Source organism: Amycolatopsis sp. Poz14, from assembly GCF_006704225.1.
GTDB classification, from domain to species: domain Bacteria; phylum Actinomycetota; class Actinomycetes; order Mycobacteriales; family Pseudonocardiaceae; genus Amycolatopsis; species Amycolatopsis nivea.
The window spans coordinates 6,450,707-6,466,341 of the sequence record NZ_JACLHD010000001.1; the positions used below are offsets into that span (position 1 = coordinate 6,450,707).

13 protein-coding genes are annotated in these 15,635 nt (G+C 71.0%); 8 read left to right on the forward strand and 5 right to left on the reverse strand.

The window, feature by feature from the left end; genetic code table 11:
* Positions 1 to 22 precede the first annotated feature (22 nt).
* On the reverse strand, positions 23 to 1,348 hold the full coding sequence (gene hisD, locus FKO37_RS30190; RefSeq protein ID WP_134666205.1) for a histidinol dehydrogenase: 1,326 nt from the start codon (positions 1,346 to 1,348) through the stop codon (positions 23 to 25).
* Positions 1,349 to 1,614: 266 nt separating this feature from the next.
* Between hisD and FKO37_RS30195 the strand changes: the two genes are divergently transcribed.
* The 3 genes from FKO37_RS30195 to FKO37_RS30205 all read left to right on the forward strand — a co-directional run bounded on the left by FKO37_RS30195 (position 1,615) and on the right by FKO37_RS30205 (position 5,059).
* A complete protein-coding gene (locus FKO37_RS30195; protein WP_238606667.1) occupies positions 1,615 to 2,664 on the forward strand; it encodes a LacI family DNA-binding transcriptional regulator in 1,050 nt (349 codons plus the stop codon).
* 83 nt (positions 2,665 to 2,747) lie between these two features.
* Positions 2,748 to 4,358 (forward strand): PucR family transcriptional regulator, encoded by a 1,611-nt coding sequence (locus FKO37_RS30200; RefSeq protein ID WP_238606668.1) that lies wholly within the window; start codon positions 2,748 to 2,750, stop codon positions 4,356 to 4,358.
* 290 nt (positions 4,359 to 4,648) lie between these two features.
* Complete coding sequence (locus FKO37_RS30205; protein WP_037814400.1) at positions 4,649 to 5,059, forward strand: peptidase inhibitor family I36 protein; 411 nt, start codon at positions 4,649 to 4,651, stop codon at positions 5,057 to 5,059.
* 55 nt (positions 5,060 to 5,114) lie between these two features.
* On the opposite strand, the gene FKO37_RS30210 is transcribed toward FKO37_RS30205, so the two are convergent.
* On the reverse strand, positions 5,115 to 6,248 hold the full coding sequence (locus FKO37_RS30210) for a HoxN/HupN/NixA family nickel/cobalt transporter (RefSeq protein WP_037814401.1): 1,134 nt from the start codon (positions 6,246 to 6,248) through the stop codon (positions 5,115 to 5,117).
* Between the two features lie 335 nt (positions 6,249 to 6,583).
* Here FKO37_RS30210 and mdo point away from each other — a divergent pair, with 335 nt between their 5' ends.
* From mdo to FKO37_RS30235, 5 genes are all read left to right on the forward strand, one after another.
* Positions 6,584 to 7,876 carry an NDMA-dependent methanol dehydrogenase gene (gene mdo / locus FKO37_RS30215; RefSeq protein ID WP_134666197.1) on the forward strand — a complete coding sequence of 431 codons (1,293 nt, stop codon included), beginning with the start codon at positions 6,584 to 6,586 and terminating at the stop codon, positions 7,874 to 7,876.
* Positions 7,877 to 7,943: 67 nt separating this feature from the next.
* Positions 7,944 to 9,122 (forward strand): AAA family ATPase, encoded by a 1,179-nt coding sequence (locus tag FKO37_RS30220; RefSeq protein ID WP_238606669.1) that lies wholly within the window; start codon positions 7,944 to 7,946, stop codon positions 9,120 to 9,122.
* A gap of 10 nt (positions 9,123 to 9,132) precedes the next feature.
* Positions 9,133 to 10,644, forward strand: a complete 1,512-nt coding sequence (locus FKO37_RS30225; RefSeq protein ID WP_238606670.1) for a VWA domain-containing protein — start codon at positions 9,133 to 9,135, stop codon at positions 10,642 to 10,644.
* Positions 10,641 to 11,558, forward strand: coding sequence for a mycofactocin oligosaccharide methyltransferase MftM (gene mftM, locus FKO37_RS30230; RefSeq protein ID WP_238606671.1), 918 nt, complete (start codon positions 10,641 to 10,643; stop codon positions 11,556 to 11,558). The genes FKO37_RS30225 and mftM overlap by 4 nt, the downstream gene beginning before the upstream one ends.
* Before the next feature lie 39 nt (positions 11,559 to 11,597).
* Positions 11,598 to 12,239: a GPR1/FUN34/YaaH family transporter gene (locus tag FKO37_RS30235; RefSeq protein WP_238606672.1), complete on the forward strand. Its 642-nt coding sequence runs from the start codon at positions 11,598 to 11,600 to the stop codon at positions 12,237 to 12,239.
* A 52-nt stretch (positions 12,240 to 12,291) separates the two neighbouring features.
* Here the strand turns inward: FKO37_RS30235 and FKO37_RS30240 are convergent, their stop codons facing one another.
* Genes FKO37_RS30240 through FKO37_RS30250 form a run of 3 tightly spaced genes read right to left on the reverse strand, consistent with a single transcriptional unit; the run spans position 12,292 to position 15,585 of the window.
* The gene (locus FKO37_RS30240) at positions 12,292 to 12,960 is read right to left on the reverse strand and encodes a response regulator transcription factor (RefSeq protein ID WP_037814409.1); all 669 of its coding nucleotides are present in this window, start codon (positions 12,958 to 12,960) and stop codon (positions 12,292 to 12,294) included.
* Positions 12,950 to 14,326, reverse strand: coding sequence for a sensor histidine kinase (locus FKO37_RS30245; protein ID WP_238606673.1), 1,377 nt, complete (start codon positions 14,324 to 14,326; stop codon positions 12,950 to 12,952). The genes FKO37_RS30240 and FKO37_RS30245 overlap by 11 nt, the downstream gene beginning before the upstream one ends.
* Positions 14,323 to 15,585, reverse strand: coding sequence for an iron-containing alcohol dehydrogenase (locus FKO37_RS30250; protein ID WP_200864500.1), 1,263 nt, complete (start codon positions 15,583 to 15,585; stop codon positions 14,323 to 14,325). The genes FKO37_RS30245 and FKO37_RS30250 overlap by 4 nt, the downstream gene beginning before the upstream one ends.
* Between the last annotated feature and the right edge of the window lie 50 nt (positions 15,586 to 15,635).

Consider the following 15,635-nt stretch of genomic DNA (forward strand, 5'->3'; position numbering starts at 1 on the left):
GGGCAAGGGGAAAGGGCGCCGGTCAGGCGCGGCCGAAAACGTGGTCGGTCCAGTCCAGGGCGGCCGAACCGAAACGCGCGGCCCGGACGTCGCCCGAGCGCGCGTGCCCTTCGAAGTTCTCCAGCCGGGACGCCCTGCCGCACAGCGCGCCGAGTTCGGCGCTCGCGGCTGGGTCCCGGACTTCCTGGTAGGTAACGGTTTTCAGGTACTTGCCGACCCACAGGCCGCCGGTGTAGCGCGCGGCCTTGAGCGTCGGCAGGACGTGGTTGGTGCCGATCACTTTGTCCCCGTAGGCGACGCACGTCTTGTCGCCGAGGAACAGCGCGCCGTAATTGCGCATCGCGGAGAGCGCGGCACGCGGGTGTTCGGTGAGGATCTGGACGTGCTCGCTGGCGTATTCGTCGGCGAGGGCATAGGCGGCGTCGAGGTCGGGCACGACGAGGACCTCCCCGTGCTGGCGCCACGCGACGCCGGCGACGTCGCGGGTGGGCAGACCGGGCAGCAGTTCCTCGACCCACGCGATGGTCTCGGTCGCGACCCGGTCCGAGGTCGTGATCAGCACTGCCGGGGAATCCGGTCCGTGCTCCGCCTGCGAAAGCAGATCGGTCGCGACGACGAACGGGTCGGCGCTGTGGTCGGCGACGATCAGGACTTCGGTCGGCCCGGCGAACAGGTCGATGCCGACTTCGCCGAACAGCTGCCGCTTCGCCTCGGCGACGTAGGCGTTGCCGGGCCCGGCCAGCAGGTCGGTCTTGGCGATCGATTCGGTGCCGAGCGCGAGCGCCGCGATCGCCTGGACCCCGCCGAGCACGTAGATCTCGTCGGCGCCGGCGAGGTGCATCGCCGCGATGCTGACCGCGGGCGGGTTGCCGCGGTCCGGCGGAGTCGTCGCGGCGACCCGCCCGACGCCGGCGACCTTCGCGGTCACGACGGTCATGTGCGCGGACGCGGTGAGCGGGTAGCGTCCGCCGGGAACGTAAGCTCCGGCCGCGTCGACCGGGATGTTCCGCTGTCCCAAGCAGACTCCGGGCAGCGTCTCGACCTCGAAGTCGGCGAGCGAATCCCGTTGCGCCTTGGCGAATCCGCGCACCTGCCGCTGCACGAAGCGCAGGTCGTCCAGCACCGTCTCGGGCACCGCGGACACCACACGCGCGACCTCGTCGGGCCCGAGCCGGAAGGACTCCGGGCTCCACGAGTCGAATTTCTCCGACCACCGGCGCACCGCGGCGTCGCCCTCGGACCGGACGTCCTCGATGATCTCCGCGACCGTGTCGGCGATCTCCGGTCGGCCGGCCCGCACCGGCTCCGCCGCGAGCCGCTCCTTCACGATCTTGACCGAAGTGGACACTGCACGCTCCTTGACGAACTGGTCGGCTGCCGTGGATTCGAGAAGGAATTCTGGCTTCGGGCCGCGGCGCGGGACAGGCACAAGCTGTGCAGTGTCCGCCGCGCCGGTTGCACACCCTGGTCCGCCGCGCAGGCCGCGCGCACCACCGCCGCCGGCACCGTCCGTAGTCCCCACTTCACACCTCTGAACTGCGGTGATACGATTAACTACGAGCGGCAACTCTGACATAGCGCCCCTGCGGCGTCAACGGTCGGGAGAATGACCTGATGGTGACCATGCGCGAGATCGCGCGAGCGGCGGGCGTGTCCCAGGCGGCGGTGTCCTACGCGTACAACCGCCCGGCGAAACTGTCCGAGACGCAGCGGCGGCACATCCTCGACACGGCGGCGCGGCTCGGCTACGCCGGACCGAATGTGCTGGGCGCGGGGCTGCGCGCGGGCAAGGTCGGCGCCATCGGCGTGATGGTGATGGACAGCCTCGAGTACGCCTTCACCGACCCGTCGACGCGAGCCCTGCTCGAAGGCATCGCGCAGAGCCGCAAGTTCGACGACCACGCGCTGACGCTCGTCCCGCTGCCGCGCTCGCCCGTCGCCGCGGACGACGGGCTGCCCGATCAGGCCGCGCTGCAAGGGATCGTCGACGGGATGATCGTGCACTGCCTGCCGGACGACCACCGGTCCCTGCGGACCCTGCAGTCCCGCGGGCTGCCGATGGTGGTCGTCGACGCGCCGCTGCTGCCCGGCGTGCCGCGGGTGTGCGTCCAGGACCGGCTCGCCGCCCAGGACCAGATGCGGCACCTGCTCGACCTCGGCCACCGGAAGACCGGCGTGCTGGCCGAACGGCTCTCCCCCGACGGCCGCCGCGGCCTCGCCGGGCCCGGCCGCCGGGCCGAGTCCACCGAACGGGTCGTGCGCGAACGCGTCGCCGGCTACCTGGACGTCGCCGCCGGGCCGGTCTCGGTGATGGAAGCCGGGGGCTTCGACCGCGCGGCCGGGACCGCCGCCGCGCACGAACTCCTCGACACCGCGCCGCTCACGGCGATCGCGGCGACCTCGGACACCATGGCGATCGCGGCGCTGGAGGCCGCCCGCGCACGCGGGTTGCGAGTGCCGGACGACCTGTCGGTGATCGGGTTCGACGACGCCCCGGACGCCGAGCGCTGGTCGCTCACCACCATGCGCCAGCCGATGCGGGAGAAGGGCCGGATCGTCGCGGAAATGCTGCACGACCTGCTGAACGGACGCACCCCGGCGGAGACGGTCGAACTGCCGGTGGACCTCGTCGTGCGAGAAACCACTGCCCCGCCCGCGGGATAGCCCTTGCGCCGTTGCTGAAACGCTTGCCTCTCCCCCGTTTCAGCCGAAGAATCGATCGTCCTTTGTTGTGGCTGAGGTGGACCATGGCCGAAATCCTGACCGCGCGCACCGCTTTGCGCCTCGATGTCTTCCAGCGCACCGTCGCCCGGGTGTACGCCGGTGAACAGCACCTCGACCGGCCGGTCCGATGGGTGCACACCGGCGAGATCCCGGACATCCACCGCTTCCTCAGCGGCCACGAGATGCTGCTGACCGCGGGTCTCGGCATGGGCGACACGCCGGAACGGCAACGGGCGTTCGTCAGGCGAGTCGCCGACGCGCGGGCGTCCGTGCTGGTGGTCGAACTGGCGGGGCGGATGTTCGACGAGATGCCCGCCGCCGCGATCGAGGAGGCGGAGGCGGCCGGGCTCCCGCTTGTCGGGCTCCTGGACGAAATCCCGTTCGCCGAAGCGTCGGCACAGGTGCACGAGATGCTGGTCGAGGGCCGGGTTGCGCAGTTGCTCGCGGAAGAAGAAGCCGGGCAGGCGTTTCTCAATCTCCTGCTGTCCGATCAGGACTACCTCGCGATGGTCGAGGAACTGTCCCGCCGGACGGGAATGCCTGCGGTGCTGGAAAACGTGGCCCACCAGATGCTGGCCTACGCGGGCGCGACCGCCGAATCCGACGCTGCCGCCGAGGACTGGGCAGCGCACTCTCGCGCGATGCACGAACTGCACCGTCCCGCCATCACCGACGGGTCCGCCGCGCCGGTCGCCAAGGCGGGCTCTTTCCGCGAGGTCGCCGCTTGCGCACGCAGACCTGTCGTCCTGCGCGGCGAGTCCTGGGGCTGGCTGCATCTGCTCCACGGGGCCGCGGCACCCGCGCCAGCCGATCTCCACGCGCTGGAAAGGGCTTCCGCCGCGGTCGCGATCAGCCTGCTCAGCGAACGGGAAAGCGGAGCACGCTCAGCGCAGCGGCAGGGTGCGCTGCTGAATCGCCTCATGCTCGGGGAAATCTCCGGCGAGGACTTCGTCCGCCTCGCACGCACCCTCGGCCGAGACTTGCGCAGCAAGACCCTGGTCGTCTTCGTGTCCGCGCTCCGCGATTCGCCCGATCAGTCCCCGGTCCACTCCGCGGACTCCGTCCTGCACGGACTCGACGCGAGCGCCGTCGTCGGAGACCTTGGCGACTTCGCCCTGTCCGTCGTCGCGCCCGGCCGTCGGACGACCGCGGCGGCGATCGAAGCAGCCCTCGCCGGAGCCGGACATTGGGGCGGAGTGAGCCGAACCGTACCGGCGGCAGCGTTGCCCGCCGCGGTCCGGCAAGGCCGCAGCGCCGCGGCGGCAGCCTCCGCGACCTCCGCCGGCCATTTCCTCCATTTCGACGACCTCGGCGCCCTCCGGCTGCTCGTGACGCTCGCCGAAGGCCCGGAACTCGCCCGCTACGTCGAAGACGAAATCGGCGCGCTCCTCGCCAACGACGCGCGAAGCACGAACCCCCTGCTGCCCACCCTGCGAGCTTTCCTGGACGCGGCGGGCAACAAAGCCCGCGCCGCGGAGATGCTTTTCGTCCAGCGCCGGACGCTGTATTACCGGCTGGATCGGATTTCCGCGCTGCTCGGGCTCGACCTGAGCAGCAGCGAATCACAGCAACGCCTTCAACTGGCGGTGCGCGGACACGACCTGCTCCGCCGCCCGGTCGCGCGCCGCCCCTGAACGGCTGATTCAGCGGCGGAATCGCCTCGCGACAGCCGATTTCGAACGCGGCGCGGCGATCACCGTCGAGATCCCGCGCGACATCTCCCCTGCATCGAACCAGGGCCGCGCCGCCCCTGCTCGAGCACGGCTGAGAGATCACTCCCGCTGGTGGCTCGGTCAACCGCGATCTTCATCGGGGCTGACCTGCGGAAGGACGGCGCGAGGACGAGACGGGGACGGCTCCCGGCAGCGTGGTGCTCGTCCGGTCGCCCGCTCCGGTGGCGACCGCTTCGAGGGGAGAAACCCGCATGCCCACGATCCGCTCCGCAGTGGCTCTCGCGGCCGCCGTGGCCGGCGCCGCCGCCGGCACCGTCCTTGCCGCGGCCCCGGCCTCCGCGGCCACCGCGCCGTGCCCGGCCGGCTACTACTGCTTCTACCAGGACGCCAACTACAACCGCGGCACCACCGGCTGGCATCTCAACTACAACAGCACGCAGTCCGGGGACTTCAACAACCCGCCCGCGTCCAGCGGCAACAAGCGCAACCAGCTGTCGTCGATCATCAACAACGGCAACCGCACCATCTGCGTCTACAACGACGTCGTGCTCGCGCCCGACAAGCTGCTGATCAAGGTCCCGCCGTACGGGGACGTGCCGAACCTGGCCAACATCCCCGGCGCCAACGACAACGCCGACTACTGGAAGCTCAACGCCTGCTGATCCGGAACGCGGGAGCCCTTGCCGAGCAGGGGCTCCCGCATCTTTCCCCAGCGGCTCAGCCAGTCCGATCCGATCCCTCTCCGCGAACGGCTTCCGCACCGGCCGGCACCGGCCATCGCTCTTCGAGCCGCCCCAGTTTCCACACTCCGATCGCGATCGCCCAGCCGAGGACGAACACTCCGACGATCCCGAATCCCATCCGGTTCACGTCGAGTCCGGCGACCCAGTCCCAGAGCCCGCCGGTCAGCCCGAGCTTTTCCGCCAGCACCGACAGCAGTTCGACGGTGCCGATGAGCAGCGCGACCGCGACGGACAGGCCGGTGAGCGTCAGGTTGTAGTAGACCTTGCGCAGCGGCTGTGACAGCGCCCAGCCGTACGCGTAGTTCATGAACGATCCGTCGATGGTGTCGAGCAGCGACATGCCCGCCGCGAAGAGCACCGGCAGGCACATCACGGCGTACCAAGGGAGTCCGGCGCCCACGCTCGTGCCCGCGAGCACCAGCAGGGCGATTTCGCTGACCGTGTCGAAGCCGAGCCCGAACAGGATGCCGACCGGATAGATCTGCCACGGCGCGGAGATCGCGCGCATCGTCCGACGGAGGATCCGGGTGAGGAAACCGCGGTTCTCCAGGTGCGTGTCCAGTGCCGCCTCGTCGTAGTCTCCCCGGCGCATCCGACGGAAGACGCGCACGATCCCGGCGAGCACGACCAGGTTGACGATGCCGAGCAGCCACAGGAACCCGCCGGACACAACCGTGCCGATCAGGCCGCCGAACGTGCGCAGCGGCGACCCGTCGTCGGTCAGTTCGATGCCCAGCGTCCGGATCCCGGACGCGAGCAGCAGCGTCAGCACGACCACCACGGTGGAATGCCCGAGCGAGAACCAGAAGCCCACCGAGAGCGGGCGTTTGCCCTCGGCGATCAGCTTGCGCGTGGTGTTGTCGATCGCGGCGATGTGGTCGGCGTCGAAGGCGTGCCGCAGCCCGAGCAGGTAGGCGGTCAGCCCGGTTCCCGCGCCGAACACCCCCGCGCCGATCCGATAGTGGCCGGGGACGACGAGCAGGAGCAGCACGCCCCAGCCCACGACGTGCAGCAGGGCGATGAACGCGGCCATCCCGCCGACGTGCGCCCGTTCCCGGCGCGACAGCCGGCGGCGCGCGGCGGGGCGGGTACTCGCGATCGACGTCATCGGGCATCACCTCGGGTTTCGGGCGCGGGCTGGTCCGCCGATCGACGATAGGTCGGCCCGGGCCCGGTTCTCGCCGTGCGATCGGGCGCGCCGTACCTGTCCGGGCGGGCAGGTACCGCGGATTCGCTCGCGGGCCGGGACCGCGCACCTGGCCGATCGGGCAGGCGGGCCCCGTCCGATCGTGCCGAGCGGGGTCTCCGGTCGGCCGGGATCGGCCCGCGCCGGGTTCCCGGACCGCGGTGGCGCGCCTAGCTTTCCGGTTGTCCGTGCTCTTGCCAGAGCAGCCGCCCGCCGCACGCACGTCGCCCGGACGTGCCGAGAGGACCAGTGCGATCATGCAGGTCGATGAGCTGTTGAAACCGTTTCCCATCAAGGAGTTCCACCCGTTTCCGCGGGCGCTGCTCGGTCCCGGCTCGCACGAGCTGATCGGGCCGGAAGCCCTCAAGATGGGGTTCAAGAAGGTGCTCGTCATGACGTCCGGCCTGCGCGGGACGGACATCGTGCACAAGATCGTGGAGTCGATGAAGTACCACGGTCTCGAGGTCGTCGTGTACGACCAGGTGGAGTCGAATCCCAAGGACTACAACGTCATGGACGCCGTGACGCTGTACCAGGAGAACAAGTGCGATTCGTTCGTCTCGATCGGCGGCGGTTCCTCGCACGACGCGTGCAAGGGCGCGCGCATTTCGGTCGCGCACGACGGCCGCAACGTCAACGAGTTCGAGGGCTTCAACAAATCCGAGAACCCGAAGAACCCGCCGCACATCGCGGTTTCCACCACCGCGGGCACCGGTTCCGAGACGTCGTGGGCCTACGTCATCACCGACACCACCACCGATCCGGAGAACCCGCACAAGTACGTGGCGTTCGACGACGCGTCGGTGACGACGCTGGCGATCGACGACCCCGTTCTCTACTACGACTGCCCGATCGACTACACCGCACAGTGCGGTTTCGACGTGCTGGCGCACGCCTCCGAACCGTACGTGTCCCGGCTGAATTTCGAGCCGTCGCTGGGAAACGCGCTGCACGCGATCAAGCTGACCGGCCAGAACCTGCGGGCCGCGGTGTGGAACGGCCAGGACCTCGCCGGCCGCGAGGGCATGATGTACGCCCAGTACATCGCCGCGCAGGCGTTCAACTCCGGCGGACTCGGGATCATCCACTCGATCTCGCACGCGGTGAGCGCGTTCTACGACACCCATCACGGCCTGAACAACGCGATCGCGCTGCCGCGGGTGTGGGCGTTCAACATGCCGGCCGCGTACAAGCGGTTCGCTGACATCGCCGAGGCACTCGGCGTCGACACCTACGGCAAAACCGACGTGCAGGCCGCCGACGCCGCGCTCGCCGCGGCCATCCGGTTGCTGCGCGACGTCGGCATCCCGGAGAAGTTCACCGACGTCACCGCGGACTCCTACTCGAAGAACCGGCTGGGCCAGGGTCCGACCAAGTACTACGAGCGGGCGAAGGTGATCAAGGGCGACGACGCCGACGTCGACCGCATCACCAACCACGTCCTCGGCGACGCGTGCACCCCGGGCAACGCCAAGGAGTGCACCTTCGACACGGTCCGCCCGGTCGTCGACCACTGCCTCAACGGCGATCTCGACGACCTGCTCGGCTGATCCCGCGCGGCGGGGCTCGCTCCGGCCCCGCCGCGCTTCTTCCCGACTTCGACGCACCGGAGGCGACGTGCCCACCGCAATCCCCGACCACGCCCGGTTCGGCTCGATCGAAGAGGTGGCCGACCGGTTCGCCGGCGCCGGCTACATCGCGGACCGCCGGCTGGCCGCCACCGTCTACCTGATGTCCGCATTGGACAAACCGGTGCTGCTGGAGGGCCCGGCCGGCGTCGGCAAGACCGAACTGGCCAAGACCCTCGCCGCGGTCACCGGCCGCAGGCTGCTGCGGCTGCAGTGCTACGAGGGCCAGGACGAGACGAAAGCCCTCTACGAATGGGACTACGGCAAGCAGTTGCTCTACATCCAGATGCTGCGCGAGAAAATCGGCGACGTGATCGCCGACGCGCCGGACCTGGCCAGTGCGGTCGCCCGGATCGACGCGCAGGACAGCGTGTTCTTCTCCGACCACTTCCTCGCCGCGCGGCCGCTGCTGGACGCGGTGCGCGGCGAGGAACCGGCGGTGCTGCTGATCGACGAGGTCGACCGCGCGGACGAGGCGCTGGAGGCGGTGCTGCTCGAATGCCTTGCGGAGTACCAGGTTTCGGTGCCGGAGGTCGGCACCTACGTCGCGAAGGTCCCGCCGCTGGTGGTGCTCACGTCCAACAACACGCGCGACCTTTCCGCCGCGCTGAAACGGCGTTGCCTCCACCTGTTCCTGGACTACCCGGACACTGAACGCGAACTGGAGATCCTGCGTTCCAAGAAAACCGGGCTGCCCGACGCGGCCGCGCGCACGCTCGTCGAGGTGGTGCGGAAGCTGCGCGGGCTGCGGCTGCGCAAGAGCCCGAGCATCTCCGAAACCATCGACTGGGCCCGCACGCTCGCCGTGCTCGGCGTCGAGGAGCTGTCGCCGGAAGTCCTGGCCGAGACGGCGAATGTGGTGCTGAAGTACGAACGCGACCTGGGGCGCGCGTTGCAGGTGCTGCCGGACCTGGTCGACCCGAACCGGGAGCTGCCCGCCGAACTGCCGCACAGCCACGGGCACGGACATGGCCACGGGCATGGTCACCACGACGGCCATTCGCACCACGAGGACGACGGCGGCCGGGCGGCGCGGCTGGCCAAGGACCTGCCGGGCCGCCACGACGAGAATTACTACGGTGCTCCGGGCTCCGGCCCGGCGCAGCGGTCGAGCGGCGGTCAGGGCGGCCGGGCGTTCGAGGCGTTCACCCGACGGCGTCCGGTCTGAGGCGGCGGCCGTGGAGAGCAGCCTGCACCGGTTCGTGCGCCTGCTGCGCCTGTTCGGTTTGCGCATGTCGGTCTCCGAGGCGACCGACGCGATGCGCGCGGCGGCCCAGGCCGGGGTCCTCGCCGAGCGCGCTACCCTGCGCGAGGCGTTGCGGATGACGCTGGTCAAGGACCAGCGGGACGACGAACTGTTCGAGGAAGCGTTCGACGCCTACTTTTCGCTGCGGGAAATCGAGCGGCTGCGCGAAGAAACCGGGCACGGGCACGGCCACGACGACCTGTCCGACACCGGCGAACTCGAAACGTTCACCGTCTCGCCGGAGCCGTCCGAAACCCCCGAGCAGGGGCACAGCCACGGCAAGCCCGCCGACATCCGGGACTACTTCGACCAGCAGGACCTGGCCCAGCAGTACAACCTGCACCAGGAAGCGAACAAGATCGACCTGGCCGCGATGACCGACGAGATCGTGCTCTCGAAGGACAGCGCGTCCGGCGGCACGGCCGCGCCGAGCGTGCAGCTGGAAACCTCGTCGCTGCACAACGCCGGGGTGCCGGGCAAACTCGCGCCCGCCACCGGGCGCCGGCTCGACGTCGAGCTGACCGTCGCCCCGGAGAACGCCTTGCTCGGCTGGCTGAACGACGCGGAAGAAGACCTCGCGCAGCTGCCGCCCGGGCTGGCCGGGGTGCTGGAAGACCTCCCGGAACTGCTGCGGCGGCATCTGGAGAAGCTGGCCGAACTCGCCGAAACCGCGGTGGAGACGCGGGTCGTCGAGGCGGCGCGGGCCGAGCGGGTCGACGAACGCGAGCGCGCGCAGCTGGAAGAATCGTTGCGGCGCTTGGCGCACACCCTGCGCGGCGCGCTGACCAGCCGCAAGCGCAACACGTTGCGCGGCCGGGTGCATCCGGCCCGCACGATGCGGCGGAACATGCGCTACGACGGCGTGCCGTTCCGTCCGGTGACAGTCACGCGGGCCGAGGACAAGCCCCGGCTGCTCGTGCTCGCCGACGTTTCGCTGTCGGTGCGCGCCACCGCCCGGTTCACCCTGCACCTGGTGCACGGCCTGCAGTCGCTTTTCGGACAGGTGCGCACGTTCGCGTTCGTCGACGAACCGGCCGAGATCACCGAACTGTTCGCCGAACACCCGCTCGAACGCGCGCTGGGCCTGGTTTTCGACGGACTGCCCGCGGGCGGGCTGCTGGACGTCGACGCGAATTCCGACTACGGACGGGCGTTCGAGCAGCTGATCGAGGACCACAGCGCCGCGCTGAACCGGCGCACGACGCTGCTGGTGCTCGGGGACGGCCGCGGCAACGGCAACGATCCGAAGCTCGAAGTGTTCGAGGAAATCACCCGGCGCGTGCGGCAAACCCTGTGGCTGACCCCGGAACCGCGGTATTCGTGGCGGCTCGGCGGATGCGATCTGCCCGCGTACGCGGAGTTCTGCGACCACGTGCAGGTCGCCGCGGATCTGGCCGGACTCGACCGGGCGGCGTTCCGGCTGGCCGAGGACGTGCTGGGATGACGACGACCGCGCCGAGCACCGCCGGCCGCTTCCTCGACCCGCTCGCCCCCGTCCTCGCCGGGGCGTATTTCGCGCGGCCGCTCGCCGTCGTCCGGGAAACCGCCGGGCAGGGCGGCCCCGCGCCGCTGGTCCGGACCGAGCACTTCAGCCTGCACAAGGACGGCCGCCGGGTGGAACTGCGGCACCGGCTGCGCCCGGAGGACCTCGACAACGACCTGGCCGGGCTGCTGGCCGACGAACTCTTCGCACCCGGCTGGCTGTCCGGGACCGAGGTTTTCGAGCACGCCTTCACCGGCGTCGTCAAGTCCACTGTGGACGATCCGATGCGAGCGTGGCTGCGGTTCTACGACAACACTCTCCACCGGATCCGCGCGTGCCTGCGGGAACCGCCGCGCCTGCCCGGCCGCTCGGTGATCGCCGGATTCGCGCCGGTGTACGAGCACGCGCTGCGCCTCACGCCGCCCGGCCGCGTCCTGGACCTCGGCTCGTGCTTCGGTTTTTTCGCCCTGCTGCTCGCCGGACGCGGCCGCAACGAGGTGGTCGCCTCGGACGTGTCGGCGGGCGCCATGCAACTGCTCGAGGCCTACGCGACGCGGCGGGATCTCCCGGTGGAAACGCTCGTGTGCGACGCGGCCCGGCTGCCGTTGCCGGACGCGTCCGCGGACACCGTGACCTTGCTGCACCTGCTGGAGCACCTGGACCCGGACGTCGGCGAGGAGGTCGTGCGCGAGGCGACGCGGCTGGCGCGCGGGCCGGTGGTGCTCGCCGTGCCGTTCGAGGACGAGCCCGCCGAGGAGTACGGGCACGTCCGCGTCTTCGACCTGCCCGCGCTGCGCCGGCTCGGGGTCCGCTCGGGCCGCCGGTTCAGCGTGCACGAGCACCACGGCGGCTGGCTCGTGCTGCATCCCCGCTGACTGCCGCGCAACGGTGCGCGGCGACCTAAGGAGGAAGTGATGACTGCAGCGGAAATCGACGTCCCCGTTTCCCACGCGGCCGCCGAACCGGACCCGGCGCCCTCGCCGCTCGGCGGCGATCCGGCCCTGATCGGCGTGCCGACCTTCCTCGTCGGCTCGATCGCGCTCGGGCTCACGCTGGTCGGCTTCGTCCCGGCCGCCGCGGTCGGCGCGCCGCTGGCGATCATCCTCGTCGCCACCGGGATCGGCCAGCTCGTGTCGGCGGTGTGGGCGGCGGCTCTCGGGCAGAACGCGGTCGCCGGCATCTTCGGCGTCTTCTCCGGCTTCTGGCTGAGCTACGCGGTACTGGTGTTCGGCCTGCTGCACAGCTGGTTCGCGGTCCCGGCCGCGAACGTCACCGCGACACAAGAGCTGTTCCTGATCTCGTGGCTGGTCACCATCGTGCTGCTCACCCTCGCCACGCTCCGGTTGCCGCTCGCGTTCACGCTGCTGTTCGTGCTCGTCGACGTGGCGCTCGCGCTGGTGCTGACGGCCACGGCCCAGGGCTCCGCGACGCTGCAGACCGCGGGCGGCGTCGGCGTGTTCGCGTTCGTCGCGGTCGGCGTCTACCTGTTCTTCCATGTCGCCTCGCTGGCCACCGGCGGAAGGGGGCTCCCGCTCGGCCGCCCGCTGGTCGGCTGAACCCGGTCCGGCCGGTCCGCCGCGTGGTGTCGTCCGCGGCGGGCCGGCCGTCTCAGATCACGCCCGCCTTGCTGGCCTCGTAGACCGCTTCGGCCCGGCTGCTGGCGTCGAGTTTGCGCATGATGTTGCGGACGTGGAACTTCACCGTGGTCTCGGAGATGTACAGCTTGCCGCCGATGACGCGGTTGCTCAGGCCGTTCGCCAGCAGCCGCAGCACGTTCAGCTCCCGGTCGGTGAACGACGGGCGTTCCCGGGCCACCCGCATCGAACGGGCCATCGCCGCCGCGGACCGCGAGTCGAACGCGCTTTCGTTGCGCGCCACCGCGCGGATCGAGCGCAGCAGCTCGGTGGTGTCCACGTCCTTGACCACGTAACCGCGCGCGCCGTGGTGGACCACGTCGACCACCAGTGCGTCGTCGAGGAACGTCGTCAGCACGAGCACGCCCAGGTCCGGATAGCGCCGCGTGAGCCGCGCGCACAGGTCCAGCCCTTCGGTGTCCGCGCCGGTGGACAGCTTGAGATCCAGCAGCACGATCGACGGCCGGGCGGACTCGATCACCGCCAGCGCCTCGTCCGCGGCCCCGGCCTCGCCGACGACCTGCAGGTCGGTTTCGCGCTCCAGCAGCGAGCGCAGGCCCTGCCGGACGATCGCGTGGTCGTCCACGAGCACGATCCGCACGGGCCCGGCGGCCTCCGCGGGCACAGTCTGCTCAGCCGTCATCGGGCGCCTCCCATTCCGTGGGCACCGGCAGCGGCACCCGGACCTGCAGGCGGATCCCGCCCATCCGGGAGCGGCGGATGGTCAGCTCCCCGCCCAGTTCCTCTGCTCTGGCCAGCATGTTCGCCAGGCCGCGGTGCCGCCCGGAAAGGTCCGCCGCCTTCGTCAGCCGCAGCGCCCGGCGGATCTGCGCGGGATCGCCGTCGCCGTCGTCGGACACGCTGAGCACCACGGCCGAGCCGTCCGGCCGGTACTGCAGGCGCACCAGCGCGCGCTCGGCCTTGCCGTGCGCGGCCGCGTTGAACAACGCCTCGCCTGCCATCCGCACGAGCGACTGTTCCGCCCGCGGCGGCAGCGCCACCGGACTGCCCGCGACCCGCACCTGGACCGACAATTCGGTCAGTCCGTGCACAGTGGACAGTCGTTCCAGCAGCACCGGCAGCGGGCCGGGCGTTTCGCCGGAAGTGTGGTGCAGCGCGTAAATCGACGCGCGCAGCCGCTCGACCGCCTGCCTCGTCAGCTCCTTGGCGGGCGCGAGCTGCGCGGCGATCTCCGCGGCCCGGCCGCCCAGCGCGGCCAGTTCGGCCCGGCAGACCTCGATCGTCATGCCCGCGCCCAGCACGGACTGCGCCACGCTGTCGTGCAGTTCGCGGGCGATCCGGTGCCGTTCGTCGTCGAGCACCTGCCGCTGCATGACCTCGACCAGGCGTTCCTGCGTCTGGGCCAGCTCGGCGCTGCGCGCGGCGAGGTCGCGGGCCTGGCGTTCGGCGGCCTCGGACAGCCGTTCGGTGCGGCCGCGCAGCTGGGCGGCGGCGTGGAACAGGAACGAGTTGTGCAGCGCGACCGCGGCCTGGTTGCCCAGCACGCGCAGGATGGCGACGTCGGTGGCGGCGATCTCCAGACCCGGCGCGGGCCGGGCGACGATCCCGCCGACCGGCTCGTCGTCCAGCGTCATCGTCGCGCGGACCAGGCCGTCCCGGTGCGGCCACCCGTCGAGCTCCCACGGCCGGGTGCGCAGCACGTCGAGATGTTCGAGGACCTCCTCGGGAACGTCCGCCCGGTCGTCGACGATCGTCCCGCCGACGTTCAGCACGAACCTCGGCCGCGCGGCGCGCAACGCGCCGTCCGCGACCGCGAGCAGCAGCCAGTCCGCCTGCAGGTGCTCCGACGCCGCCCGCAGCACCGCTTCGACCAGCGCCCGCGGCCCCTCCGCGGTGCGCACGAGCGCGCGGGAGATGCCGTCGAGCGCTTCGACCGCCCGCGAAACCCGTTCGGTCGAGCGGATGTACTCCGGATAGAACGACCGCTTGCCGGACCGCACCCCGGTAAGGACGCCCAGGTCGGCCGTGGTTCGCTCGGGATCGTTCACAGCGCCGCCCGGAACAGCGCCTCGATGTCCTCCACCCGGGCCTGGCGCGGGTTGGTCGCCAGGCACGCGTCCTTCATCGTGGTGCGGGCCAGCGTCGGGATCTTGTCCTCGGTGACGCCGAGCCCGGCCAGTCCGCGCGGCACGCCGACCTCGTCGGCGAGCCGGCGGGCGCGGTCGGCGAGCAGGTGCGCGGCTTCGAGCCCGGGCAGGCCCGCGGTGTCGATGCCGGCGGCCGCGGCGAGCGGGACGAACCGCTCCGGCTCGCGCGCGGCGTTGAACCGGATCACGTGCGGCAGCAGCACTCCGTTGACCACGCCGTGCGGCGCGTCGAGCAGCCCGCCCACCTGGTGGCTCATCGCGTGCGTGGCGCCGAGGATCGCGTTGGTGAAGGCCATCCCGGCCTCCAGCGCACCCTGCGCCATCGCCGTGCGCGCCTCGGCTTCGCGCGGTTTGAGCTGGGTGCGCAGCAGGTTGCGGGTGATCAGGCCGACGGCCTGCAGCGCGTGGTTGTCGGTGAGCGGGTTGTGCGCCTTGGACACGAACGCCTCGATGCCGTGGGTCAGCGCGTCGAGGCCGGTGGCCGCGTTGAGCAGGTCCGGCATCGTGGTCAGCAGCCGCGGGTCGATCACCGAGATCTCGGGCACCAGCGTCCGGCTGATGATGGTGATCTTGACGTGCTGGCTGGTGTCGGTGACGACGGCGAACTGCGACACGTCCGCGCCGGTGCCGGAGGTGGACGGCACCATGACGGTGGGCGGGATCGGGTGCACGACCTTGTCCACGCCCTCGTAGCCGAGGATGCGCCCGCCGTTGCCGGACAGGATCGCGACGCCCTTCGCCGCGTCGATGCACGACCCGCCGCCGAGGCCGACGATCACGTCGCTGCCGCTTTCGCAGTACTGCTCGAAGGCGCTCTGGATCTCGTGGTCCTTCGGGTTGGGCGTGACGCCGTGCCAGACGACCGGGGCCAGCCCGGCCAGCCGCAGGTGCCCGACGGCCTCGTCGACCCAGCCCGCCTCGATCAGTCCGGGGTCGGTGACCAGGAACGGGCGGCGCGCGCCGACCCGCAGCGTGCAGTGGCCCAGCTCGGCCAGGGAACCGGGTCCGAAGACGATCTCCGGGGCGTGGAACTTCGCCAGCCCCGCCGGTTCGCGCGCGGGGTGCGCGCCGACGGCCTGCGGGCCGGACAGCTCCCCCGGCCCGCCCTCGCCCGCCCCGTGGTCCATGGTGATCGCAGCGCCTTCCGCGAGTCGGAGCATCGGGACCTCCCGACCTGCTGAGGAGCGTGATGCCTGCACGAGGGTAACCC

Excerpts from the sequence above, each read along its gene's own strand:
- FKO37_RS30195 (WP_238606667.1), top strand. The coding sequence starts at position 1,615 with ATGGTGACCATGCGCGAGATCGCGCGAGCGGCGGGCGTGTCCCAGGCG.
- FKO37_RS30200 (WP_238606668.1), top strand. The coding sequence starts at position 2,748 with ATGGCCGAAATCCTGACCGCGCGCACCGCTTTGCGCCTCGATGTCTTC.
- FKO37_RS30205 (WP_037814400.1), top strand. The coding sequence starts at position 4,649 with ATGCCCACGATCCGCTCCGCAGTGGCTCTCGCGGCCGCCGTGGCCGGC.
- FKO37_RS30210 (WP_037814401.1), bottom strand. The coding sequence starts at position 6,248 with ATGACGTCGATCGCGAGTACCCGCCCCGCCGCGCGCCGCCGGCTGTCG.
- mdo (WP_134666197.1), top strand. The coding sequence starts at position 6,584 with ATGCAGGTCGATGAGCTGTTGAAACCGTTTCCCATCAAGGAGTTCCAC.
- mftM (WP_238606671.1), top strand. The coding sequence starts at position 10,641 with ATGACGACGACCGCGCCGAGCACCGCCGGCCGCTTCCTCGACCCGCTC.
- FKO37_RS30235 (WP_238606672.1), top strand. The coding sequence starts at position 11,598 with ATGACTGCAGCGGAAATCGACGTCCCCGTTTCCCACGCGGCCGCCGAA.
- FKO37_RS30240 (WP_037814409.1), bottom strand. The coding sequence starts at position 12,960 with ATGACGGCTGAGCAGACTGTGCCCGCGGAGGCCGCCGGGCCCGTGCGG.
- FKO37_RS30250 (WP_200864500.1), bottom strand. The coding sequence starts at position 15,585 with ATGCTCCGACTCGCGGAAGGCGCTGCGATCACCATGGACCACGGGGCG.